The sequence below is a fragment of the Desulfuromonas sp. genome (assembly GCA_002869615.1).
Classification (GTDB): domain Bacteria; phylum Desulfobacterota; class Desulfuromonadia; order Desulfuromonadales; family UBA2294; genus BM707.
Genome location: PKUH01000053.1, coordinates 1 through 25,770, shown reverse-complemented (window position 1 = coordinate 25,770; position 25,770 = coordinate 1). Strand labels below are relative to the sequence as shown.

Annotated in this window: 19 protein-coding genes and 2 riboswitches; of the genes, 5 read left to right on the top strand and 14 right to left on the bottom strand. The window is 56.0% G+C overall.

Features of this window, described 5'->3' with window-relative positions:
• Nucleotides 1-681: hypothetical protein (locus tag C0623_05630; GenBank protein ID PLY01299.1), on the bottom strand; the 681-nt coding region annotated here is incomplete at its 3' end.
• Between the two features lie 96 nt (nt 682-777).
• Between C0623_05630 and C0623_05625 the strand changes: the two genes are divergently transcribed.
• Nucleotides 778-1,176 (top strand): hypothetical protein, encoded by a 399-nt coding sequence (locus C0623_05625; GenBank protein PLY01298.1) that lies wholly within the window; start codon nt 778-780, stop codon nt 1,174-1,176.
• A 678-nt stretch (nt 1,177-1,854) separates the two neighbouring features.
• A riboswitch (cyclic di-GMP riboswitch) is annotated at nt 1,855-1,929 on the bottom strand.
• A 195-nt stretch (nt 1,930-2,124) separates the two neighbouring features.
• Here C0623_05625 and C0623_05620 read toward each other — a convergent pair.
• From C0623_05620 to C0623_05565, 12 genes are all read right to left on the bottom strand, one after another.
• Complete coding sequence (locus tag C0623_05620) at nt 2,125-5,049, bottom strand: hypothetical protein (GenBank protein ID PLY01297.1); 2,925 nt, start codon at nt 5,047-5,049, stop codon at nt 2,125-2,127.
• Nucleotides 5,050-5,307: 258 nt separating this feature from the next.
• The gene (locus C0623_05615; protein PLY01296.1) at nt 5,308-10,425 is read right to left on the bottom strand and encodes a hypothetical protein; all 5,118 of its coding nucleotides are present in this window, start codon (nt 10,423-10,425) and stop codon (nt 5,308-5,310) included.
• Between the two features lie 61 nt (nt 10,426-10,486).
• Entirely contained in the window at nt 10,487-11,188 is a 702-nt protein-coding gene (locus C0623_05610; GenBank protein ID PLY01295.1) for a hypothetical protein, read from the bottom strand.
• 29 nt (nt 11,189-11,217) lie between these two features.
• A riboswitch (cyclic di-GMP riboswitch) is annotated at nt 11,218-11,296 on the bottom strand.
• A 54-nt stretch (nt 11,297-11,350) separates the two neighbouring features.
• Complete coding sequence (locus C0623_05605) at nt 11,351-14,182, bottom strand: hypothetical protein (GenBank protein PLY01294.1); 2,832 nt, start codon at nt 14,180-14,182, stop codon at nt 11,351-11,353.
• 265 nt (nt 14,183-14,447) lie between these two features.
• Complete coding sequence (locus C0623_05600; protein PLY01293.1) at nt 14,448-15,818, bottom strand: DNA-binding response regulator; 1,371 nt, start codon at nt 15,816-15,818, stop codon at nt 14,448-14,450.
• Nucleotides 15,811-17,310: a histidine kinase gene (locus C0623_05595; GenBank protein PLY01292.1), complete on the bottom strand. Its 1,500-nt coding sequence runs from the start codon at nt 17,308-17,310 to the stop codon at nt 15,811-15,813. The genes C0623_05600 and C0623_05595 overlap by 8 nt, the downstream gene beginning before the upstream one ends.
• Nucleotides 17,307-17,843 (bottom strand): hypothetical protein, encoded by a 537-nt coding sequence (locus C0623_05590; GenBank protein PLY01291.1) that lies wholly within the window; start codon nt 17,841-17,843, stop codon nt 17,307-17,309. Before C0623_05590 ends, C0623_05595 begins: the two co-directional genes overlap by 4 nt.
• Nucleotides 17,840-18,148, bottom strand: coding sequence for a hypothetical protein (locus C0623_05585; GenBank protein PLY01290.1), 309 nt, complete (start codon nt 18,146-18,148; stop codon nt 17,840-17,842). The genes C0623_05590 and C0623_05585 overlap by 4 nt, the downstream gene beginning before the upstream one ends.
• 123 nt (nt 18,149-18,271) lie before the next feature.
• Complete coding sequence (locus C0623_05580) at nt 18,272-18,763, bottom strand: hypothetical protein (protein ID PLY01289.1); 492 nt, start codon at nt 18,761-18,763, stop codon at nt 18,272-18,274.
• Between the two features lie 76 nt (nt 18,764-18,839).
• Complete coding sequence (locus C0623_05575) at nt 18,840-21,242, bottom strand: 5-methyltetrahydrofolate--homocysteine methyltransferase (GenBank protein ID PLY01288.1); 2,403 nt, start codon at nt 21,240-21,242, stop codon at nt 18,840-18,842.
• A gap of 6 nt (nt 21,243-21,248) precedes the next feature.
• On the bottom strand, nt 21,249-21,869 hold the full coding sequence (locus C0623_05570) for a hypothetical protein (GenBank protein ID PLY01287.1): 621 nt from the start codon (nt 21,867-21,869) through the stop codon (nt 21,249-21,251).
• Entirely contained in the window at nt 21,866-22,678 is an 813-nt protein-coding gene (locus tag C0623_05565) for a glutamate racemase (protein ID PLY01286.1), read from the bottom strand. Before C0623_05565 ends, C0623_05570 begins: the two co-directional genes overlap by 4 nt.
• Nucleotides 22,679-22,845: 167 nt before the next feature.
• Here C0623_05565 and C0623_05560 point away from each other — a divergent pair, with 167 nt between their 5' ends.
• The 4 genes from C0623_05560 to C0623_05545 are packed head-to-tail and all read left to right on the top strand — an operon-like array spanning nt 22,846 to nt 25,249.
• A complete protein-coding gene (locus C0623_05560; GenBank protein ID PLY01285.1) occupies nt 22,846-23,184 on the top strand; it encodes a hypothetical protein in 339 nt (112 codons plus the stop codon).
• 18 nt (nt 23,185-23,202) lie between these two features.
• The gene (locus C0623_05555; protein PLY01284.1) at nt 23,203-24,183 is read left to right on the top strand and encodes a 2-hydroxyglutaryl-CoA dehydratase; all 981 of its coding nucleotides are present in this window, start codon (nt 23,203-23,205) and stop codon (nt 24,181-24,183) included.
• A complete protein-coding gene (locus C0623_05550) occupies nt 24,180-24,962 on the top strand; it encodes a 2-hydroxyglutaryl-CoA dehydratase (protein ID PLY01283.1) in 783 nt (260 codons plus the stop codon). Before C0623_05555 ends, C0623_05550 begins: the two co-directional genes overlap by 4 nt.
• A gap of 23 nt (nt 24,963-24,985) precedes the next feature.
• Nucleotides 24,986-25,249, top strand: a complete 264-nt coding sequence (locus C0623_05545) for a cytochrome C (protein ID PLY01282.1) — start codon at nt 24,986-24,988, stop codon at nt 25,247-25,249.
• Between the two features lie 58 nt (nt 25,250-25,307).
• Here C0623_05545 and C0623_05540 read toward each other — a convergent pair.
• Nucleotides 25,308-25,770: cobalamin biosynthesis protein CbiM (locus tag C0623_05540; protein ID PLY01281.1), on the bottom strand; the 463-nt coding region annotated here is incomplete at its 5' end.

Genomic DNA, 25,770 nt, shown 5'->3' with positions numbered 1-25,770 from the left:
CGGGTTGCCATTGAATGTCTGACCGGAGGTGATACTCAATGAACCGGTGGTGACGGTATCGAAAGCAACCGAGCTGCCAACTGTGATCAGGTCGCCACCACAAGATGAAGTGCCTCTGGCGCGGAAGATGACATTGCCTGTCGTACAGGTTGTTGGCGTATAAGTCGAACCCGTGGCAACCCACGGACTCCAGCTGCTGCCGCCGTCCTCACTCCAGCTGACCGTAATGGTGCCTGCACCGGCGTCGCCGGTGGCGTTGACCGTCACATCACCAGTAATCGGCGTACCGCTTGGAGAGAATGTTGGAGCGTTGACTGTATTGGTCTCGGGACAGTCATTCCAGGTGAACGTACAATCCAATGGCGTCAAGGCGACTCCACAGGAATCCTGTGCTTCGACATGCAGATCGAAAAGCTGACCGGATACCATGCTGGTGGCACTGGCGTCAAACGTCGAGGACGCAGCATCCGGACCATAGTAGTTGGTGGTGCTGCCGCAATTGGTGGGATCCACCACGGTACCGCCGCCGGACGGAGAGTTAGTAGTTGGTGTTGACGTGGAAGCCGTCGGTGCGGTCGGGCCACCATTTGGTGTCAGATAGATACCACCAACATCGGTCGGGAATTCACGAACCCAAAGATTAATGGTATGAGCACCGGCACTGGCAACCGTAACAGTCATTGTGCCACCGCCTCTATCAGCATCTTGCCATGCCCAGTTGTTTGTGGCTGGTTGCACTTGGCCTATGGTTGTGCCATCTAGTCCATAATAAAGGGAGTGGTCACCAGCAACGCCCGGAGCACCATTGAGATAAAGCCAAAGGTCCCAAGTCCCTGCCGAGGGGAAGTTTACATCGTAGGTAATGCCGCCTGCACAAGCAGAACCGTTAGTGCAATTGGCATCGGCAGTAACGCCGGTGACAAAGGATCCGTCACCGGGATCGGTGAAATTACTGACAATCGACGTATAGTTTGTTGTATCTATAAAATAATCATCTGCACTGGTGATATCACAGGTGCCGCCGGTCGACTGGCTGACCGTGTAAAGTTCTGTCTGGGTGCCGGAAATATTCAGCGCACCGTTGAGGTCAATCGTTGCGCCGGTGAGCGTTTGACCGTTGTTGCAGGTGAAGGTGTTGGCGGATGGGGTGCAAGCTACGGTTTCATCAACTCTTAGAACGCCTGAATCCGCATTAAACCCGGTCCAACCTCCGGTATTGTTCGGACTAATTAAAATCCCGACAACGGCACCACTTGGAACTGTTGCAGATTGATTTGACAAATCGACAGTGGCGGTACCGCCATTAGATATCGTAGCGTAAGAGGTCCCACCCGAAAAATTCGTGGTGGTGGTTCCATCAAAGTAAACTAATTGAACTGTTACAGTCCAGTTATCACCACCACCAGCATGAGTTAAGTCTAAATCTATGCCCGTAACGTCAGTAACAGCAGTAAAAGCTGTATTAAAAAAGCCTCGATACATGACATTAGCAGAAGAATTTTGATAAATCGTCCCGCCACAATTCACTGGGGATGTTTCCAATTCACCTACGTAGGGAGTTCCAGTGTTGAAGGTTCCGCAATCGAGGGCATCTGTTGTATAAACACCGCCATTGAGGATATCAACACCCGACGTATTACCATTAAAGTAATATGTAACGGTAGCAGCCTCAGCTTGACCTGCGACCCCCACCAACACCAGGGCACACAGCCCCACCACAACAAGAGATCGAACCATCTGCGATCCACATCGTTTCATGATATCCCTCCCGCCCAGAATCGCGGAAATCATCTTATTCGTCTTCATCAGCTGTGTGCTCCCTGATTTCATAACTTCTTCTCCCAGGTGTTCTCGATTGGCGGCCCGGCGGTCCCTTCAGGATCCGTGGCTTTGCGTCACCGGGTTGCCCCGGCTTTGCCCTGGTCTTTATATGTTTTTAGTTCTGAATAATCCGTTTAAGTGCTGTGCCAGAGTCAATTCATATTTACATTACAGGTTCGCAAGCAATCTATGCATTTCTGTATTCAGCAAAATCATCCCTCATACCATCTGATGTCTCACCAGCCCCTGATCAGGCCGCTGCGTCCAGGGACAGCCCCCATGCGGGGACTGTCCCATTAGGCCTTACTTCGGTAACTGGGTGTGGCAGGCGTTACAGCTGATGCCGGTGGTACCCCATGCGATCGTGTTGTCGTTGTGGCAAGCGACGGTACAGTTGCTGCCGTCCCAGATGCCGACCAGCGGATCAACCTGTTTGCTCTCGTCGTGCGACGAGGCACCGGCCTTGTAGCCGTTAATACGTTGCCAGTTGTCGTTCAGCTCCGGCTCAGTCGTGGTAAAGTCACGAACCTGCGACTTGGAACGAATCGTCACGATAGCCGGTGAGAAATCAACATCCTTGATGCCATTGACATGATTCGTCTCATTGATATCGGCAGTGGTCGTCACGGTCTTGTTGGTCGCTGATCCGCTGGTTCCGTGACAGGAGACGCATGCCGTGTTGTTGCCGTTGTACCACTGGTTGACCGTGTTGGTATGACACATGTTGCAGTTGATCGTCAGCGCCGTGTTGACGTCACCGTGACCGGCACCGCTGGCGCCGCCGGCAGCAATCAGGCCGCTGGTGCCGCTGTAGATATCGTCGAAGTGGATACCGACAACATGCGCCGCGTGGCTGGTGGTGGTCGGCTGGTTGCCGTGGCAGTTCTGACAGTAGTCGCCATTCGGATTACTGAAACTGCCGGTCCAGGTCGGGCTCTTGGCGTTGGCGAGCGAGACATCTTCGCCATCGCTGTGACAGAAGACACCAGAGCAGGCTCCGGTAGTTGTGGTGTCGTAGTTGGCCCCGGCACCGTTAACAATATCGGCATTGCCTTCGAGGTTCAGATCGAGCACACCGTTGAGGTGATCGGTACCGGTAGTCGAGTGACAGATACCGCAACCGTAATCGTAACCGGCATCAGTTGAGTGGTTGACGGCATCTCCATAGGCGGTGGCCGCCGAGTTGGCATGCTGCGCGTGGGCACCGACGCTGTTGGAGAAGGTGTAACCGCCGATATTATCGGTATTGAAACTACCACCGGTATCGAAATGGCAGGTATTGCAGTTGGCGTTCGGACCCGCCAGGCCGTTGGCCGGGAAGTGGCTCGATGTACCGACCGTGTGCGCCGCATCGTTGGTATGGCAGATATTGGTACAATTGCCGTTTGCCATATCATAACCAACCGTATCGTTGACTTCGATGGCGCGGCCCGGAGCACCCAGTTCCGTCGGCGAACCGACCGGTGAGTTGGTGTTGTGGTAGGTCGCTGCCGTATCGTACGGAGCATTCGGACGCACATGGCAGGTCGAACAGTTGCCATGCGTGCCGTCATTGATCTTGGCAATGGCACTGTGGTCCGGGGTCATGCCGTCACGGAAGGTGTTGAGGTAGCCGTGACAAACGTTACAGCGTGCATCACCGAGGGTTTCGGAGTTCGAATCCGCGTCAGTAGACCAGAGACGCTCCCAGCTGCCGCCGTCACTGTGACAGGACGCCGCACAAGAATCGGTGGTGCCAACAGCGGCCTGGGTAAAGGCAGTGATATTACCACTGACCGTGATGCCGCGATCATCATTGACCCCACTGTCGACGGCGAAGCTGCCGTTGATGTGCGTGGCGCTGCCGGTGTTGTCAATCGCCGGCATGGCATTGTGACACTCGGCACAACCACCGCCGAGAGTGTCGTCGTGGGCGGTCGCGATCGACGGGTTATGCAGACCAGTGGTCGGGTTGGCCCCGCTACCACCGGCGGTATGGCACATGGTGCAGGTACCGCTGTTGCCATCGTACCAGCCGAAGGTACCGTCGGTCGTGGTCTTGTTGTTATGACACTCGGCGGTCGCGCAGGTATCGGCGGTCGCGTTGTAGCTGGCGCTGCCCGCTGCGCCCCAGAGGGTCTTGTTGTAGCCGGACGGGAAGACCTCGGCCGGCAGGTTAGTGGTATTGCCGTGATCGCCGTCGTTGGTGCTGGCTTCATGACAGTAGTCGCACAGGGCCTTCTGCCTGGAATCTGAATTGATATCATCCAGCAGCTGGCTGAGCGTCTGGCCGTAAACCTTGGCCGACAGACGGCTCATGTGCGTGACATGGGCGCCGGCGTCGTTCTCGGTCCGGACGTTGGAATCGTCCGGCCAGTAGTTGCTGGCGCTGGAGCCCGTGGTGCCGCCACCGTGGCAGCCGTTGCAGCCGCTGGCCGCAAAGATCGGATCATCCTGGTGGCTGTGGCAGACCGTACAGTTGCTGCCGCTGTTGTGGGTTGCCAGTTCCTCGGTTCCGGTATTGAAGTGGAGAACCTCGGCTGGATCGTGACAGACCTGGCAAACGCCCTGGTTGCTGCCATTAGCGTAGCTCGCCCGGGCGGCGCGGTCGCTGAAGCCGCTGACCGTGTTGCCCTGGATGGACGAGGAGACCATGGCGTCCTGACCACCCTGACCGTGCTGGTCGTGACAGGTGGTACAGAGCAGGGCGTCATCCGAATTGCCGTTTGTGGTGTTGCTGTTGGCGTAATGAACCGCCGAATCGACAACGGCGACGTGGCAGGCGTTACAGAAGCCGTTCGGATCGACAGCATAATCGACACCGCCGATGAGATTGAGGCGTTCCGCATCATTGAGGCTGCCGCTGATATGGGCCGCGTTGTTGTCATGGCAGTCGGTACAAGCCTGGTTGACCGCGCGGCTGCCGCCGATGGCGCTGGCCGGTGTTGTCGGTTTACCGTGGCCGACTGTATCAAAATCGGTAGCACGGTCAGGAGCCGTGACTCCGCCGATCACCGCCAGGTTGTAATCGCCGTGACAGGATTCACAGCCGACGGCCTGCTGGTTGACCCAGTTGTTCTTGGCCAGGTCAGCGGCAGTCTGTCCACCGTGACAACTATTACAGACGGTTACAGTCGTATCACCGACGATGCCGGTGGTGGCGGTACCGAAGATGCCGCCGTGGTTGGCAAGGCTGTTGGCATCGGCGAAATCGCGCGAACCATCAATGTGCGTGGCCAAGCCGGCCATGGTGGTATTATTGCTGTTGGCGTTATGGCACTCGCCGCAGTCGGTCGACCCGGTCGGATGCGGCCCGTACGCGGTTGTTCCGGTATGGAACGTATGCGAGTTGGTTGCCGGACGCTTGTCGTGACAGGTATTGCAGTCATCAGCAACCGTTGTATTCCAGGTATACGTGTCTGATGCCGGTGCTGCGCCCTGGCCATTGTTGTGACATGGCGTCGTGCCGCAAGACCCGTAGCTAGTGTTCGGCAGAGCCAATTCACCCTAGTAGGTGTAAGTCGTACCGTCGATAACCGTACCGGCAATCTGCGCCGCCTGGTTAACGACTGTCGGACCGGTCGAACTGATGAAGTGACCGTTGTTGCCAGAATTGTCCGGATGACAGGCAAGGCAGTCTTCCAGGGTTGTCAGACCGAACTTGGTCACGGCGTTGAGATGCTCACTGTGGCTACCTGTTGCCATAACAGCAGCCGAGGTCCGATCATAGCCATGGCACAGGTTGCAGCTGGCCGAATCGCTATCCCAGTCTGCCAACGTGTTGTCGTCGGAAGGATCGTGACAGTAGGTGTTCGAACAGCTGTTGGTCGTATCGTTGAAGCTGTTGCCGGCATCGTTGAACGGCGTATCGTCGACAGCCGCATTATCTGCTGTAGCGGCTGCCCTGTTGGTCAGGGTTTCACCCTGGTCGCCGCCGGCGGCACCGGTAGCGTCCAGACCACTGATATGATTGGTATTTGTCGGCAGGGTACCGTGGCAATCAGCACAGGTCATCCCCTGGGTCGCTACGTGAGCGTCATGTGCACCGGTTGCCGGAGCCGCGTTGGCCAGAACATCGTCGTTGGTCCCATTGTTGTGGCAGGCGGTACAGTTCAAGCCATCGGCGTCAGCCCAGTTGCCATCCGAGGAACCGGAATCGTGGCAGGCTGCGGTACATCCGGTTGCGGCCGTGCTGATTCCGGCGACAACCTGAGTCGAGCCATCCTGGTGGTTGCAGCTGCCGCCATCGCCACCGGTTATTGTATAGGTGTTAATGTCAGTTCCATGACAAACCACACACTCACTCAGATCGTTTTCAATCGAACCGGTAATATTGATATGTGCGGTATGGGTGTTTCCACCCGAACTCGTCTTGGTTTCAACATAGCTCAAATCACCGTGACAGGAGGCGCAGCCGGTCGACGGCTCCCAAGGTTTCGGATTTACGAAATGACAGTTCGTAGAACAGGTTGAAGGAGTTCCCTGAGTGTAGTCAAAGATTCCAACCGCAGCGCCATCAAAATTGAAACCGGCGGCAATATCGTAAATGTTTCCGTCAATATGGTTGCCTCCTGCCTTGATGGTCGTCAGATCGTTGGCAGGGTCGACATTTTCGTTGACGGTCGCATTATGGCAACTCGCGCACTGTAGCCCGCGATCGAAACGGTCCTGAACCCAGTGGCCGCCATGATCGCCAGCGTTCACCGGGGTGGCGTGACAGAGGTCACAAACCGTGGCCGGAGCTACAACCGAACCCCATACCGGCGACTGAACCGGATCGAAACCATCCTGGTGACAGGAAGTGTTGCTGCCGCAGGTATCGGCAGCCAGAGCACCCCAACCAGCTGCGGCGGCAAAATCGACCGTACCGTCACGGTGGGCTGTATCGCCACCAGCTCCCGTGTGGCAATCGGTACAGACTGCGTTGTCACCGATGATCGAGGCGTTGTCGAGATGTTGCTGGTGGCTGCCGCTAACCATACCGGTGGTTGCCGGCAGCGTTGCATCATCACCGTGACAGAGGGTACAGCTCGAGGTGCTGGTATCCCAGTTGGCCAGGTGGCCGTCGCTACTCGGGTTGTGACAGGCGGTGTTGTTACAGGTGTTGTCCGTACCGTTCCAGCTTGCTTCGGTAACATTGGCACCATCAATTGAGGTGTCCGTCATGTTCTGGACCTTGGTCAATTCATCGGCTCCGGTCTTCGGATCGATATGACCTGTATCAGTCGGATCGTCACCGTGACAGGTGGCGCAGGTCAGACCAGCCGTAAGATGGTCAGCATGGGCAGTATTGTCGCCACCACCGTTCGCCGGCGGGTTACCGTGACAGGCAGCGCAACTGAGAGAGGTATCTGTCCAGGCAGCCGCTTGTCCGGCTGTCGTGTTGTGACAGGCGCTGGCGCAATCGAGATTGGTCGAATCATAACCAACGCTGCTCGTCAGGGTTGCGTCCTGGGTTGTCTCGCCGGCATTATGATTCTGGCGACCGGCCGTTCCGGAAGCCTGGTCAGCTGAGGGATCATAGGTGTACTGATCAGCCCCGGTGTGGCAATGAGTACAAGTTGATACGTCTGCAAACCCATTGGTGCCGTCGCGATAAACCTTGCCAGCGGTATCCAGAGTGTCGGAGTCAGGGGCGTGAACATTATGTGCCGCTGATGCCGGCGGGTAGCCGTGACAGGAGTCGCAGGAATCGCCGGTGGCGGCAAACGCCGGAGTGCTGCTGTGATCGTGACAGGTCGTACAGAGCGAAAGATCAGCAATCTGACCAGAAGCCGGATCGTTCGGATGCATATCATCGACTCCGCCGGGGCGCGGATCGTCACCTTGCTGATAGTGGGCCGTCGCCGTATGACAGGTCTGACAGACACCGGTACCGGCCGAATTAACGAAACTGGTAACCACCGTCTGGTCGGCAAATCCGGCAACGGTATTCGTTGCCACCGTCGACATGATCATCGCATCGAAGCCGTTGTCTTCACCGTGCTGGGTATGGCAGGTCTTACAGATCGTACCGTCGAGCGTGTTGTGGTTATTAACGGAACCAACCGTTGTATGACAATCATTACAGAAAGCGCGGTCATCGCCAGCCGTGTAGGCCGGAAGGGTAGAACTTAAACGATCGACCGAGTCACCGGCAAGGTGACCGGCGACGGTGTTGGCTTCGTGACAGTCGGTACAGCCCTGGGCGACACCGGTCTTGCCGTGGCCGTTGGCGTAAGCCGCTTCGGAGACCAGCGGTGCGGTGTTGCCGCCGATGACGGCAAGCGTACCGGAGTGACAGGTCTCGCAACGAACGGTGCTCGGGTCGGTCCAGGAAGGCATTTCGTCAACTGTACCTGGCCCGGTTCCGGCGCCGGCCGGCTTACCGTGACAGGTATCGCAGGCACCAGTTGTTAGATCAAAGGTACCGTTTACATGATCGGTACCAGAACCGTTATGAGTGTGACATGCGTCGCAGTTGAGCGTCGGACCATTCGGGTCATCCAGGTGGACATAATGAGCGTCCGGAAGACTTCCACCAGCGCCATCATGACATGTTCCGCAGGCCCCGGATGCCGGTAAATCCCAATCCGGAGTTCTATTGGTGCCAGAACCGTTTGAGTGACAATAAAGGTTGGAACATTCGCCGTTTGATGCATAAATGAACGAACCAGGGAGACTTGCCTGGGTTAAATCCGCCGAGACATCAGGGTCACCATCAACATGCGTCCCGCTTCCGCCTATGGCTGAGCCAAGAAGAGTCGTACTATCCGTCGCCGTCAAGGAGTGACAAACGCCACAATCGTAACCTTTGTTGAGATGGGCGTTATGCGACCCGGAATTGCCCCGGCTCGTCATTGAAGCGTCATCGTTACCGTGGCAGACATTACAGGCGTTGATTGTGCCGTTACCATCTTCCCACGCCGGGGTCGTCACCGCTGTCGGAGCAGCACCACGCGGACCACCGTTGGAGTGACAGTAAGTGTTGCTACAATAGCCCTCATTGTTGGTTCCGGCCAGATCGGCCCAGGAGTAAGAAGGACTCAGAGCCCCACTATCAGTGGTCAGAGCCGGAAGCGGTGCGTCAGCATTGTCGAGAACTTCCTGGAATGTACCGGTATCGTGGCCGCTGTTGCCGCTGGTGTTGGCACCGGCACCGTGACACTTATCACAAGTGAAGGAGTAATTACCGCTACCGGAGGCATGGGTGATATGTCCGGCCGTATCCTCTGGCATATACGAGGCGCTGGCTGAATACACATTGGTGGTTAATGTGCTGTCAGCAAAGCCATTGGGACCGCCGGCAGTGTCAGCTATCGGCGGGAAACCATGACAACCGTCACAATTGACCGGGCCAAAGCTATCAATGGTACCAGAGGCGTCATTATGCGAATGGCAATTTTCGCAGGTTTCACCTTCGGTATGTGCCCTGTCTTCGCTCGGGAACCCGGCAGCAGTGTTTTCAACATCGCCATGACAGTATTCACAGAATCCGGTCGAGCCTGAACCGGCCCAGCGTACATTAGGATCCAATGTATCGGGGTCATCGGTAAAACGCATACCTGATACAGTTGTACCCTTGGTCGGCAGGGTTGACGTAGCCGGCACAGCAAACTCTGCCCGAAGGAGATAATAATTCGGCGTGCCATCATTGTAGGAATGACCGCTATGGCAATCGAGACAACCGATCTGATTCCCGGTTGAGCTCGGATGCAAATTATAGATATGACAGGAATTACAGAGATTGTTCGGATCGATACTGGCGCCGTCACCAAGGAGGATAGCACCATCATTCGCACCACCAGAATCTGCGTTGTGCATACCATGACAGGTTGTACAGGCCATATCATCCGAGTTACCATCATTATCGGTATCGACCAGTTTCATGGAACTGGTGCCCGGAGCAAATGTCTTAAATCGAACATTATCTACGAAAGTCGCGTAATCCTTGACCAGTGGATGCGATTCGAGACCGTTCTCGGCCGTGGTGACTGCTGACCAGTCGGCGTGACAGACCACGCACATCGATTCGATTTCCGCAGGCTGGGCAACCATGGTTGCCGGATCCTGACGATCATAGTTCGGCACACGCAGGATTTTATTGTCTGCATTTTGCGGGAAGGTTTTCGCACCATGCGGATCGTGGCAACGGAAGCAGGTAACGGACCCACCGGAAGCACCACGCGGAGCGGTCGTGGTGTTATACATCGGATCAGTCGGGTTACCGGCAGAACCAGCCGCCGGATTATTTATGCGTGCAGCCCAGTTGTGTGAAATTTCATTGCCCGGGGACGGGTTGGAACCAAACTGGTTACTGGCGTCACCACCGGAAAAGCCTGCGGGAGCATCAACGGTCGGACCGTCCGGATCAGGGGTCGGAGTACAGACAACCTGGTTCACGGCCGGATCCCAAACACAATTCGAACCCTTTGTGTAATCGTCAAGCAAGGAGACACCGGTTGCAGGTGTCGAACTGTGACACTGCAGACAAAGGTTGCCGGTATCGAGGGCCTGCCAGTCGACAGTGGACTTGTGGCACTGACCACATTCGAAGTTATGCAACCTGAGCGCCTGGGATGTCCCAGAAGACAGTAAAATCACTGCCATAATCGTCAATGTTGCCAGATAGGTTTTGAATCTCATGGGCTCGCTCCTGAATTCAAACACTTTGCATTGTGATTCGATTAAAAAATTTACCAGTTATCTATTTTATGTGGCAGGCCAGACACATTGCGCTGCCGGTATTATCCATTGCCAGAAATGGAGGGATTGCGTTGTCATGGACTTCATGACAGGTTGAACACTCCATATTGCCATTAAACAGACGAAGGGCCGCATTCGTTGGTACCGGTTCCAGCCCGGTTTCATTGACATCCGTTGCGGCTGCTGAGTAATTAAAAGAGATCGGATGATCATCCTCGAGATGACCGGTGCCACTTTCGTCGCCCGGTGCCCCACCGATACGTGGATTTGCTCCTGAACTGCCAAAAATCGGGACAGGCCCCGGGCCTTGCTCCATTACTACTGGGGTCCCGGACGGGCTGGTATTCAAAAGGCTGTTTATCGCGATACTTCCATCGTGGCAGGAAAGACAGAGTAACGACTCATCGTTGATCGCAGCAACACTATTAACTGCGGCAGTTGTGGTCGAAGAGCTGTAAAAGGTAAAAGCTCCGGCAGCCGGCAAAGACCTGTTCCAGAGAGGGGCGACGTTATCCCCGCCATGCGGCGTGTGACAAAAGATACAGATCTCCGGTTCGGTTGTCGCGTACGAGGACAACGGTTCAAAAGCCGTCGTGAAGAATGAAAGGTCATGCTTGGTGTTTGCAATGGCAGCGTAAGCCGAGCTGGCAGCAAACAAGCCGACGATGATCCCCAGCGCTATTTTGATTTTCAGTCCATTCATCTCTTTCTTTTCCCTCTTCCGGTCTCTTCTGCGGGAACCGGGCTACCCATTTATCGTGGGCCCCTGGCTTTGCGTCACCGGCTTGCGCCGGCTTTGCTCTTTTCGGAGAAGTTTATGTATTAATAAAAAAACACCATTGTTATCTAATCAAAGCAAACGGAATTACTGTGCCAGCAGCGCCATGAGCTCGGATGCCGATTCATACAGCTCCGAACCGACCGGGCTGGCGGCAACTACGCTCTTCAGGGCGCGGCCGGCGGCACGGAAATCCCCGTCGGAAATCCCGGTCGAGACCTCGTCCAGAACCGGCGACAATTCAGCGTCAGCGAGATCCGAGACTTCTGCAAGCTTGTCGAGCAATGCGGTTGTCACCGACGGCAGAAATTCCTTGCCGGCCGAACGCATCACCTGGACGATGCCGTCAGAACGACCGACATAAACATCCTTGCCCTGGCTGCTGTCGGTATCGGCAACAAAGTACCGGGATCCGGTCGTGACCTTGCTGGCAGAAGCATCGACCAGAACTTCGGCGAAACCGTAGGTTCCGTCGTCGTTCGGGGCGCAGCGGAAGAGGCTGCCTTCATAAGCAACCAGAAGATCCTTAACGCCATCAGCGTCCCAATCAGTGATAACCGGCGAGACCGAGCCCTTTGTGAGGTCCATCAGGACAACCCGATCAGCATCGAGTTGCGGCGAACCGTCACTCCCTTTATTCAAATAGAGATAGAGCTTGCCATCGCCGGTTCCGAGGATAAGGTCCTTATCAAGGTCACCATCAAAATCAACGACAGCCGGATTGGCCTGGGCGCCGACATCAATGATCAACCAGTTACTGTCGCGCAGCGGCACGAACGATGAATCAAATTCCGGCGACTTATCGGAACTACCAGCCGTCTGACTATAAATTGAAACAGTCCCGTCGGCGGCGCCAACCAGAACATCCTTGTTGTTATCATTATCCCAGTCGGCAACAAAAAGCGCCGTATCGGGGAGCTTGCCGAAATCAAACGCTTCACCAGCCGCATACTGAGTTTTCGCCCCGCGGGAGGCCAGGGCCCTGAACAGGGTTACCGAACCGGTATCGTCGCCAACCAGAAGATCGGCCAGATCGTCATTGTCAAAATCGACAATAAACGGTGCGACCAGGGCACCCGACTGCAGTTGATCCTTGACCGACCGCAAAGTACTCGCTTTCTTCAGGGCTGGCTCAACAGCGAGCAGCAGGTTGGCATTAACCTGCACCGAGCTGTTCGCACTGACTTCGACCTGGGCAATAAAGGTTTCACAGCCGGCCCGCTCAACGACTACGGTATATGGCCCGGCAGCGAGATCGCGCAGCTCCAGCGGTGTTGTCCCGATATACTGTCCCGAGTAAGCGGCGTTGCCGCCGAAATAGACCTTCGCATCAGGCAGGTTGGCATCAACCGAAAGAACGGCGGTGGCATACTGGAACTCACCGGTATTGGAGGACAGTGTCTCCATCCCGGATCCGTCAATAGCGACGACCTGCCAGAAATAAGTGGCTCCCGGCATCAGATCCTGATAGTCATCAAACTCGCCAAGGGCAATTCCGGTTTGATCGGAAAGCTGTGACAAAACCATCTGCTCGAAAGTATTGTCACCTGAGAGTTCAACCCGGTAGCTGATCGTTTCAAGGGGATCGCCATCGGTCGAGGCCTTCCAGGCGAGCAGGTCAGCCCCACTGATTTCCCCGGACAGTGCCGAGGTAAGAACCGGCGCGGTAGGAGCTTCCTCTGCGGCATTGACATAAAAGGACTGCGGATCTGTCCAAGCGGAATCGAGTTCGCCATCACTGGCCTGAACCTGCCAGCTATAAGCTGCATTTTCAGCAAGATCCTCGTCAATCTGAACCACGGTTTCTCCTGAAGCGTCCCCGGCGACGGTATAGGAAACCGAAGTCGCCCCTGAAACAGAAACCCGGTAGGTCAAGGCATCGCCATTGAGATCGGTCGCATTGGCAAAACGGAGTTGCGGCCGCAATGAAGTGGCCTCGCTATCTGCAATCGGGCTGATCAGGGTCGGCCGGGTTGGGGCCACGTTCTTTTCCGGTGTAACACCACCGTCAACACCGAAGATTTTGATTTTGCCACTGTCGGAGGAAACGAAGAGACGGCTGGTCAGGGCATCATAAGCGATATCCCAGGGCAGAACCACCCGACCGGCCGCGTCACCGGCGATATCAAAAACAACCGGCGCAAACCCGCCGGAGGTTGAACGCACCTGAATCTCACCCGCCAACTTATCAAGATAATACTCGCGGCCGGCGCCATCAAAAGCAATGCCGCTGCTGTCACCCAGGTCGTTCCCGAGATCTGCTTCGAGATAGAGTTTACCGCTGAAAGCACCTGCCAGGGTAAAGGTTTGAATCGTAGCGTAGCCGCCGTCATTCGGCGCAGACTGAAAACCACCAACAAAGACCTCGGCCGTCGCATTGTTGACGGACATCGATGTCACTGTTCTGAACTGACCATCTTCAAAACCGGTGCTGCCGAAGACACGGAGTGGCGCGCCTGACACATCGAAAACCTGAACCTGATGCATGACCGGATCGACAACATAAATATTGCCATCCGCATCGAGATCAATTTCTCCCGGCTTGGCAAAAGCAATCTGATTTACGACGGCTCCTGTTTCCCCATCGAGAACCGCAACCTGGTCAGCAGTCGCCACATAGAGTTTGCTGCCGTCCGGAGAAACTGCCAATCCGCGGCCGGACGCTTCAACGGAACCATACGTCTTCTCCAAATAACCGAAAGGAGAAAATTTCAGCACGGTACTGCTACCGATGTCGGCCACGTAAAGATTGCCGGCAGCATCGACATCGAGCTTGCCCGGAATCGACACTTCAGCATCAATACTTCCGAGAGGAACAACTTCGGGAGCAGCTGCAGCAACGGCAGCGTTGGGCCATATGGCACCAACGAGTAGCGATATAACTGCGATAAGACAGACCAGCGCTCTGGACCAGATCATTTTTACGCCTCCTCAATAAACGGCATAGTGCGCGATATTATCAATTATTGCCGGGACAAGGCGCCCGGCTCATCCCAAGTACATGCAACCATAATGCCATTTCCGGAAACGCAGAGAGCAACGGGCTTCAGTATTTTGTCAACATATCTTTCCGGTGATTTCATTCAGATGCTTGGCGATATAACCGGACTGCGCATTCGCCACAAAAAAAGGCCGGTCGCATGATGGCAACCGGCCCTGATTTTTCAGTTTGCAATTCCGGTGATCAGAGAAAATCAAATTTCTTCATGCGATAGCGGAAGGCATCAATTCCGAGGTTGAGTTTACGCGCCGCTTTTGACTGGTTCCCTTCGGCAATCTCGAGAGCCTGGCGGATCAGCTCGCGTTCGATATCCTCGATATCGAGACCTTCGGCCGGCAATCGGAACGAGAGCGGTCCGGCGGTCGGGCCACTGGTCTTGGCAACAATCTCCTGCGGCAGATGCTCGAGCAGCAGGGTCTCTTCGCTCTCGAGGATAACTGCCCGCTCGATCACATTTTTCAGCTCGCGCACATTGCCGGGCCAGTCATATTCGGTCAGGAACTTGGCGGCCATCTTCGAAATGCCGTTGACCGACTTGCCGAATTCCTTGTTGTAGCTTTCGATAAAATGCTCGGCCAGAACGAGGATATCGTCGGGCCGCTCGCGCAGCGGCGGCAGGTAGATCGGAATCACCTGAATCCGGTAATAAAGATCCTTGCGGAAGCGTTTCTCTTCGATCAGGTTGAGCAGATCCTGATTGGTTGCCGAGACGATCCGGACATCGACCGGGATCTCCTTGGTGCCGCCGACCCGGCGGAAGGTTCTCTCTTCGAGGACGCGCAGCAGCTTGGCCTGCATCCCCATCTCCATATCGCCGATTTCATCGAGGAACAGGGTGCCGCCGTCGGCGGTCTCAAAAAGACCTTTTTTCTGCGACTTGGCGTAGGTGAAGGCGCCTTTTTCGTGGCCGAGCAATTCGCTTTCGAGCAGGGTTTCCGGAACCGCCGCACAATTGATCGCCATAAACGGCTTTTCGGCGCGGGCACTTTCATAATGGACGGCCTTGGCGATCAATTCCTTGCCGGTTCCGCTCTCCCCCTGGATCAGGATCGTTCCGGCATCACTTTTGGCGATCTTCTCGACCATGGTCAGCACATTGGCCATGTGCCGGCTGCGGCCGATAATATTGTCGACACCGTACTTTTTGCTCTGCTCGGAGCGGAGATGCGTGACCTCCTTGATCAACTCGCCGGTTTCGAGCGCTTTTTTGATGACGATGGCGAGCTCATCGAGGTTGAACGGCTTGTTGACATAGTCATAAGCTCCCATCCGCATCGCCTTGACCGCCGTTTCGACAACACCGAGGGCGGTGACCATGATGACGATAATCTCGCTGTCAATCTCCTTGATCTGCTCGAGCACTTCGAGGCCATTGATGCCGGGAAGCTGAATGTCGAGCAGGACCAGGTCGGGAGCATCTTCCCGGACCAGCTTGAGAGCATCTTCTCCGGATCCAGCCTGGGTGACTTCATAGCCCTGCTTGGTCAGGTTCTGCTCCAGCGACCAGCGGATCAGGTGTTCATCATCAACAACCAGAATTCTTGTTTTACGCACCTTGAACCTCTCTTGTCATATCTTTCTGTTCACCCAGTGAGATCGGCAACAGAATCGTTACGGTCGTGCCGTCGTCGGACCGGCTCTCGATTTCAATTTCACCGCCGTGCTGCTCCAGCAGCTGCCGGCAGATTGGCAAGCCGAGGCCGGTCCCCTGGGTTTTGGTCGTATGGAACGGCACAAATATTCTTTCGAGCTCTTCCGCCGGAATCCCCGGTCCGGTGTCGATCACCCGGACCCGGACATAACTCTTGCCAGCCTGCTCGGTCGCGTCGGTTTCAATGATCAGGGTCCCGCCCTCTTTCATCGCCTGAATCGCATTCAGGATAACATTAAACAGCACCTGCTGTATCTGCTTTTCATCAATCCAGACGGCCGGCAGGTCGCGGGTCAATTCCTTGATGCGATGAATGTTTTTCGCTTCGGGATGCTGGGATATAAAGAAGAGCGTTGTTTTCACCAGGTTGTTGATATCGGCATAGGCGAGCTCGGGTTTTCCGGGTCGGCCAAAATAAAGAAGGTCATTGACTGTTTTGTCGAGACGCTTGATCTGTTCGAGCACTTCCTGAACGATCTGCCGGCGCGAATCATCTTCGCTGAAGTCATCGGACAGAACGGTAATCGCTCCGCTGATCCCGGCCAGGGGGTTCCTGATCTCATGGGCAATTCCGGACGCCATCTCGCCGACCGAAGCGAGGCGATCGGCGCGTTCCATCTGGCGATAATGATATTGCTCCAGTTCACCCCTCGCCTTGCCGAGGTTCTGCACCATTGAGTTAAAGCTGCGCATCAGAACCCCGATCTCGTCTCTGCTGTCGGCATCCATCCGGACCGTCAGGTCGCCCGCTTCAACCCGCGACATCTTTTGCACCATCATCCGGATCGGGCGCTTGACGAAACGGATCAGGATATAGGTGATTCCCAACGACAGTAGAGCGATGATGGCAATCGTCGAAAGCAGAAAGTACTGCGACGTCTCCTGAATCCGGTGCATGGTTTCATTCAGCGAAAAGTTGAGATTCAGGACCCCGATGACCTTGCGCCCCTCGCCGTGACAAAAAAAACAGCGCTGATCGGACTCAATCGGCTTGACCATGCCGAGAACGCCTTCATCGCCGACCTGAAAGACCGCGAATTCCTTTTCTTCCTTGAACAGCTCGAGATCGTTGCTGTTGACCCGGGTTCCGATCTCCTCCGGATGACTCGATTTAAGAATAATTCCGTCCGGGTGAAAGATGCGCAGGTGGGCAAAGACATTCGACTGGCCAACCTGTTCAAGGATGGCCTGTACGTCCTCGCTGTTGCCGATACTCATCGAGGTGTAGATCGATTTCTCAACGGTCGACAGCAGCAGCCTGGCACTTTCGCGGGTCACATCGACCAGATGGGCTTCCTCGCGATGGATATGAAAAAGCGAAAAAATGCCGATGCCGGTTGACAGCAGCATAATGCTGAGAATAATGACACGACTGATCAGGCTGTTAACAATCATGAGCCCTCTTTCGCCGGTGGCTTTGGCACAGCTTTGGGCAGAGCATTCTTTTTCGTCTTCGGCTCATACACAAACTCCCATCGGCTGTAACTTTCACTGCCGGCAAACTTTTCATACTCTTCCGGGAAGCCATCCTGGCGGAACGGCTCGAGATCACTGCTGCTGCGAACGCCGGTAATCCGCCCCGACTGATCCTTGATCAGAACCCAGTCGCCACCGGTCATCGGATCGGGGTAAAGTCGCCGGAGATACCTCTCGGCGGCGAGAGAGCGCGGATCCTTGACCAGATCCTCGAGCTTCCGCGGGAAGAGACCGCTGCCGCGCCCATGCTTGACCTCGTAGTAGCTGCCAATCGCCTTCCGGTATTGATCGCCGCGCCAGAACAGTTCGGCCTCGCGGGCCCGTTGGGATATACTTTTCCAGGTCGACCCGGTAATGCCGACAGCGAGTCCGAGGACGACAACCATCAACAGAACGATCAGCAGGGCTGCGCCCCGCTCATCATTCAACTGCCGGTTTGCGACAAAACTCATTTACGCTGCATGACCCTTTCCGCCGCCTCGACCAGGTGGGCCGGAGTCAGGCCGGCATGTGTCAGGCAGGCATAAAGCGCCGGGGCCGCGTGCCCCTTCGACAAGACAAAACGATCGCGCTCCACCCACTGCGGGTTGCCCGGATCGTGCCGCATCTTGTGGAAAAACAGGGCGGTCATCAGATCGATCGCCGAGAGGCTGCCGCCGGTGTGGCCTGACCTGGCAAGGTTCAGCATTTTCCGAATTTCACCGCGCCGGGTTCGGGCCGTCTGTTCGAGTTCATTGAGTGCTGACTGGTCCGGCATCCTCAACCTCTCTGCGCCACCGGCGCGGTGCCGACGCTGTGTCCGTGCATATTGGCTTAAAATGCGACAGCCATCCTCCCAGGGACGGCTGCCGGCAAAACCCGAATAGCGGGAAAGCGTATACTAATCGTCATCTCCCATGAGATAGGAGAGGATGACGTCATCGAGATCAAACTCCGGTTCGGCCTCTTCGAGATCCTCTTCAACAATCGGGATCGCTTCTTCAATCGGTTCTTCTTCGAGCTCTTCGACTACGGTTTCAACCAGGGTGATTTCCGGCTGCGCATCGGCATCGGCCGGCGCCTGGACTTCGGCGACTTTCTCCTCCGGCACCGTCTTGCCACCCTTAAGAATCCGCTCGATCACATCGTCGAAATCTCCGGCCTTGAGCCGGCGCAGCATTTCCTTGTGCTGCTCCTTCATCAACTCTTCGACGACCTGCTCGAGGTTGTCCGCCTTGGCGATATCGGCATACGATGTTTTCTGACGCGCCAGAATGGTCCCGCCCCGATAAAGAAGCGTGATGATATTGGTGGTGTTGAGGCCGCCATCTTCGGTCTGGACGTGGAAGACTTCGCCCATATATTTAAAATTGTGATTGAACCCGACAACCATTGAATTATTCCGTTGCTATGAGCCTGAACTTAAAAGAGATATTCTTGCATATTCCAACACTTGACACAAGACGGTATTACGCCTTTTGGCGGAATATCTCCTTGACCTTTTCGACCGCTTCGAGTGCATCTTCAGCGTAGGCATCGGCGCCAATGCGTTCGGCGTACTCCGGTGTAACCACGGCACCGCCGACCAGGGTTATGACCTTGATGCCGGCCGACCTGAGCGCGGCAATCGTATTCTCCATCTGCTGCAGAGTCGTGGTCATCAGGGCCGACAGCCCGACCGCATCAACCTTGAGCTCAAGGGCCTTGTCGATGATCTTTTGTGCCGGCACATTCTTACCGAGATCAAACACTTCGAAACCGTGGTTTTCGAGCAGGGTGCAAACAATATTCTTGCCAATATCATGGATATCGCCCTCGACCGTCGCCATCAGGATTTTGCCGAGAGAGGCCCGCTGCTGACCCTTCATCTCCTGCTTCAACCGGGTGAAAGCCTGTTGCATTGTTTCGGCCGAAAGCATGACCTGCGGCAGAAAGACCTGGTTTTTACCGAAGCGGCGGCCGACCTCTTCAAGGCCGGGAAGCAGACCCTCATTACTGACTTCAAGCGGTGACAACCCTTCGCCGAGAGCGGTCTCGACCAGGCCGACGATCCCTTCCTCGTCGCCTTTAATAATCGCTGTCGCCAACCTCTCGCGAATCGAAGCAGTGGCGACCTTTTCCGCTGCAACGGCCGGAGCAGCGGCAACGCCACCATAACAGGCAATATACTGTTCAGCACGCTGATCGGTGTTGAGCAGAACCATCGCCGCCCGGTAAGCATCCATCATTCTCTCTTCGAGTGGATTAACGATGGCCGCGCCGAGCCCGGCTTCCAGGGCCATGGCAAAAAAGGCGGAAGAGAGGATGGGGCGGGTCGGCAGACCGAACGAGATATTACTGACCCCGAGTACGGTGGTCAGGTCGAGTTCGTCGCGGACCAGACGAAGTGACTTCAGCGTCTCAAGGGCCCGTTTCTGCTCGGCCGAAACAGTCAGCGTCAGGCAATCGATGATCAGATCCTGCCGACGCAAGCCGGCAGCTTCAACCCGTTCAAGAATTTTACGGGCAATTTCGACCCGGCCGGCGGCCGTCTCGGGGATGCCGGCTTCATCGAGAGCCAGGCCGATGACGGCGGCCCCGTACTTCTGCGCCAGCGGAAGAATCGCCTTGAGGCTTTTTTCTTCAGCGGAGACCGAATTGATCAACACCTTGCCGTCAGCGGCCTTCAATCCAGCCTCCAGCGCCGCCGGATCGGACGAATCGAGGACCAGGGGCGCCGCCGCAACCCCGGACACGGCATAGACAGCCCGCTCGAGGGCGGCCGGTTCATCGACCCCCGGAGCTCCGCAGTTGATATCGAGGAGATGGGCTCCGGCCTCAACCTGGGACTGGGCTTCCCGCCTGATATAAGCGGTCTTTCCTTCGAGCAGTTCGGCGCTGTAGCTCTTTTTCCCGGTCGGATTGATGCGCTCGCCGATGATCGAACAGGGCGCGCCATGACCGACCGGAAGGACCGCCGTCCGGCTTGAGAGGAAACAGCGGTGTTGCGGCGCCGTCCAGCTGTTGTCGCGGCTTGCGAGGGCTTCCTTGATCGCGGCAATATGCTTCGGCGTTGTTCCGCAGCAGCCGCCGACGATCCGGACGCCGAGCTCGATCAGGCGGTCATGATACGCCACCATTTCTTCGGGCGTTCCCGGGAAAACGGTTTCGCCGTCAACCAGAACCGGCAGACCGGCATTGGCCTGGACAACCAGGGGCCGCGATGTGACCGAACGCATTTTCTCAAGAATGGCGGTCATGCCGTCGATCCCGAGTCCACAGTTGGACCCGAGGACATCAACGAGGGGATCGAGAGTGACGGCAGCGGCCTCGGGCGGTGTCCCGAGGACGGTTCGGCCGCCATCGTCAAAGGTCATCATCGCCAGGATCGGCAAATTCGAAAATTCACGGCAGGCGATGGCGGCGGCCTTGATCTCACGGATATCGAGGAACGTTTCGAGAGCGATGAGGTCGGCCCCGGCATCTGCAAAAGCCCGGACCTGCTGTCCGAAAATATCAATCATCTCGTCGAACGGGGCGTCACCGACCGGCTCGACAAATCGACCGGTCGGACCGATCGAGGCGGCAACCAGCCGATCCGGGCCAACCGCCCGACGGGCATTTTCAACTGCCCGGGCATTGATCTCATCGACCTTCTGTTCAAGACCGTAATGAGCAAGCTTCGATCGGCTGCCACCGAAGGTATTGGTCAGAACGATATCGGAACCGGCCTCGACGTATTCCCGGTGAATTCCGGCGACGACATCGGGCGCTTCGAGGTTCATCTCTTCCGGGCATCCCCCCGCCTTGAGACCGCGAGCCTGCAGCATGGTTCCCATCGCTCCGTCGAGAACGAGAATCTTTTCCTGCAATTTCCCTAAAACTTCAGACATCCGTATTTACTCCTTAACCCGGGTTTCCTTGACAACTTCCTGTTTCAGACCACCACCGGGTGGGCGCGCAAAAGTGAAGTCGGCAATCAGGGGTCGCCGCAGATCGACATGCCCCTTGAGTGTTTTAACCGGTTTGCCTTCAACCAGCACTGAAATCTGCCGCAAATGCGGAAAATTGACAGCTACTGAATTGGCGAGGGCGTAAACCGTCATCAGCTCGGAGTGGCTGCCGCCCGGATGACCGGAGACAAACTCCTGGTTGAAATCGATGATCGCCGTTCCGGAGTCGACCTCAACGCTTCTGACCAGTGTTTTGGCCGGAACAACTTCGAGACCGGCCTGTACCGGCCCCGACGCCAACGCCTCGACGACCGTTCGGATACAGTCGGTTTCATCACTGCAACCGATCTGCCGGGTCTCGCTGACCAGGTAAAGTCCGCCCGGACTGGCAAAATAGAGCGTCACGTCACGTTGCGCCAGCTCTTTCTCACCGGTTGTGTCATGAACCGACTGTTTTACCTTGACGACCTGTTCCGGCTTCGGCCGACCGGCATACCAGATCAGCAGAAGACCGAGCAGAATAACAACAAGATTGATGTAAATAAAATGTTTATTCTTCAACTTCATAATGACCCCGCCGGTGACTCCTTGAGTGTTACCTGCCTGACGTCATCAAGCTCCGCACCGAGAAAAGCCCGGCCGACCCGCTCAAACCGGGTCGGTACATCGGTAACGAAAAAACTGATCCGCCGCGGCCGGTTCTGCGGCGGCCGGTTCTGTGAATACTCCGCAACGATTATCGCTGTCTCCTCGGCCGAGTCGACCAGTTGCACATTCTCGCCGAGAACGGCGCTCAGGGTCTCCTTGAGCAGAGGGTAATGGGTACAGCCGAGCACCAGGGTATCGATCTCTTCACGGATCGGCGCCAGATACTCCCGGGCGGCCAATGCCGCAATTTCGTGCCCGGCCCAACCCTCCTCGGCTAACGGGACAAATAGCGGGCAGGCCACGGAAACAACGTTGAGGGTCTGATCAAGGCTGTGGATAGCCCGGGTATAGGCCCCACTTTTCACCGTCCCCTCGGTTCCGATGACGCCAATGCGACGACCACCGGAAAGGGCTACGGCGCGGGCCGCTCCCGGTTCAATCACCCCGACAACCGGCAGGTCAAAAGTTTCCTTGAGCAGATCAAGCGCTACGGCAGAGGCGGTGTTGCAGGCAACGACCAGCATCCGGACCCCGCGATCAACAAGAAAGCGGGCCGCTTCGATTGCATATCGCTGCACGGTTTCCGGACTTTTGGTGCCATAAGGAACCCGGGCCGTATCGCCGAGGTAGATCAGATCTTCATCCGGAAGCCGGGCCGCTATTTCCTTCAACACGGTCAACCCGCCGACTCCCGAGTCGAATATCCCTATTGCCTTTCCTTCGCCCATTAAACCCCTTTATAAATAACGATTTAAACGATCGTACATAGTAGAAAAGCGGACCCGGCAAGTCAAGGATTTTAGAGCGTTTACGCTTTTACAGATTAAAAAAAACTGTTATAGTGTTGCGGATAAGCTGAATGCAAAACAACAATCGGTAAGCATCGGAGAGGCGCATGGACTTTATCGACTCAATCATAGAATTTTTGAGCACACTATCAACCGAGAACATTCTTGCCTATATGGATCAGGCCAAGGTCGGCGACCTGATCCATAATCCCTACTTCCTCGGTGTAATGGGTGTTCTTGCCGTCGTCTCCCTGATTATGAAGTGGCGGGTCCTGCTTGTTGCCAACCTCGGCCTTGTCGGCTTCGCCTGGCTGCTCTCCTACACCCTTGAACGCGGCACCAGTCTCGATGGCGGACTGACCAATGATACGCTTCTCCTGTTTATCGGGGTCGGCGTTGTCATTATCGGCAGCATCATCTACTTCCTCTTTATCAGTTCGGACTAAACCCGGCCAGCGGTTGACATGATTGGCTTTACAACAACGATCCCTCTCGAAATCCCCCTGGCGGCCGGGCGCAAGCTGGTCGACCTCAACAACATATTCATCACCGATGAAGCGCCGCAGAGTTTTATCGAAGAGGCGGAGATCGCCGGCTTCCCACGCAATATCTGTGGCTGGATCAAAGGTATCTACGGGGTGACGCTACGCCACAAGATTCCGGAAATCATTGCGGTGACCGAAGGTGACTGCTCCAACACCCAGGCCCTGATGGAGGTCCTGTCCCTCAAGGGGATCAGGACGGTGCCATTCTCCTACCCCTACGATCGCTCGGAAGATTCGATCCGGCTTGAACTCGAAAAGCTCTGCCGCCATTTCGGTACGACCCTGACCGACGCCGAAGCAGTCCGGCAAAGGCTTAACACCGTACGGCTCAAGGTTCATGAAATCGACCGGCTGACCTGGGAAGAGAACCTGGTCAGCGGCGGCGAAAACCACTATTTCCAGGTCTGCACTTCCGATATGAACAGCGACGTCGATCTCTTTGAAGAGGAGATCGACCAGTTCCTCGAGGAGGTTCGACAGCGCCAGCCGCGCCGGGAAAAGCTCCGCCTCGCCTACATCGGTGTTCCGCCCATATTTTCCGACATCTATTCGATCCTCGAAGAGCTTGACGGCCGGGTTGTGTTCAATGAAACCCAACGTCAGTTTTCAATGCCGTACAATACGCCGGACCTGATTTCGCAATACCGTTCGTATACCTATCCCTACGACATCTTCACCCGCCTCGAGGATATCGAGAAAGAGATCGCACATCGCCGGATTGACGGCATTATCCACTACGTACAGTCGTTCTGCTTCCGCCAGATCGAGTATATGATTGTCCGTCAGAAACTGAAGCTTCCGGTCTTGACCCTTGAAGGCGACCGCCCCGGGGTGATGGATGCCAGAACCCGAATCCGGATCGAGGGATTTCTCGAAATGATCAGAGCGCAGCGGGCATGAACGGTTTCGGCATCGATCTCGGCAGCCGCCAGGCCAAATTCGCGGCCATCGAAAATGAGGAATTGCTCTGGCTAAAGGATTTTCCGACCATCCCCTTTTACCGCCAATTCGGTTCAGTAACCGACGGCACCCTGCAGCTCGACTTCGCAGCAATGGGGATTTCCGGGGAGATCCGGCTCGACGAAACGCCGGTTATTGTCACCGGGTATGGCCGCAACACCCTTGCTCTTGCCGATGCCACGATCGTCCCCGAGATCCAGGCCCACATCGCCGGCGCCCGCTGGCAAACCGGTCTCGAGGATTTCACCCTGCTCGATCTCTGCGGCCAGGACTCGAAAGTCGCCCGCCTAGAAAACGGGATCCTCACCGATTTCGTGATGAACGATAAATGTGCCGCCTCCTCCGGACGCTACCTGGAAAACATGGCCACGGTTCTCGAAGTGAGCCTTGAGGAGCTGTCTCAACATCGCGCCAACCCGGTGCCGCTTGATGCGACCTGCGGCATCTTCGGAGAGAGCGAATTGATTGGCAAAATCATCGAGGGGAATTCGGTTGAAAGTCTCTGTGCCGGCGTCAACCAGACCCTGATCAAGCGGGTCATGCCGATGCTGCACCGCTTCCCGCGCGATACAATCGTGTTGACCGGCGGCGTTGCAAAAAACGCCGCTTTCAGGCAGATGTTGCAAGATGCAGCGAGTGCTGATATTGTCGTTCCAGAGCACCCTCAGCATAACGGCGCTATCGGCTGCGCCCTGCTGGCAGCAAAAAAGCGGAACTGAATCCAAAGCAGACAGGATTTGATATGGCTATCGACAAACGTGACTGGATATTTATTGTTGTTATCATCGCTGTATTCGGAACTTTTTTTGCGATCTCCGGTGAAGAAAAAACCGTACACGTGCCGGATAATGAAATCCACGCCCCGTTCCCGGATATGGTCGCAAGCATGGGCAAAAAAGAGACCGAGGTTTTCTGCAGGGAGTGTCACGACACCGAGGAGATGCCGTTGTCAGAAGAGCATCCGCCACCATTCCGCTGTCTCTTCTGTCACAAATTCAACGAATAGACAACAAAGGCCCGGATTCCCGGGCCTTTGATATTCAACTCTCACGATCTGATCAGTCTTAACCGGACTCTTTTCGCCGGCGCCGGAGCAAAAGGATCACTCCACCGGCGACGACCATGGTCAATCCACTGCCGATCAATCCGGACAAGCTGGTGCCGCGGTTGGTGCCGGACCCTTCCGGCAGATCGTATTCGGGCAAAATTGCTGTTTTCTCCTGAATCTGCTGCAGAGAATGGTGTGTTTCGGAAAGCTCGGTGTTCGATTCGAAACCGGCTTTTTCCAGGGCCCACTCGAGGCCGTCCGGTTGGCTCGAAGCAAACCAGGCAAAGAAACCGCCGACCAGAATGGTCACGGCCAGCAATGCCATAACAACCCCCCTGAGAGAACGGACCTGTTGAGCCGCTGCTACCTCAACGCCATCGAGGATATCGGGACGCGCCGTCGCCAGAAAAATAATAACGGTTGCCGTCGCCAGCCCCTCGACCAGTCCGATCGCCAGATGAATCGGCTGCATCAACAGG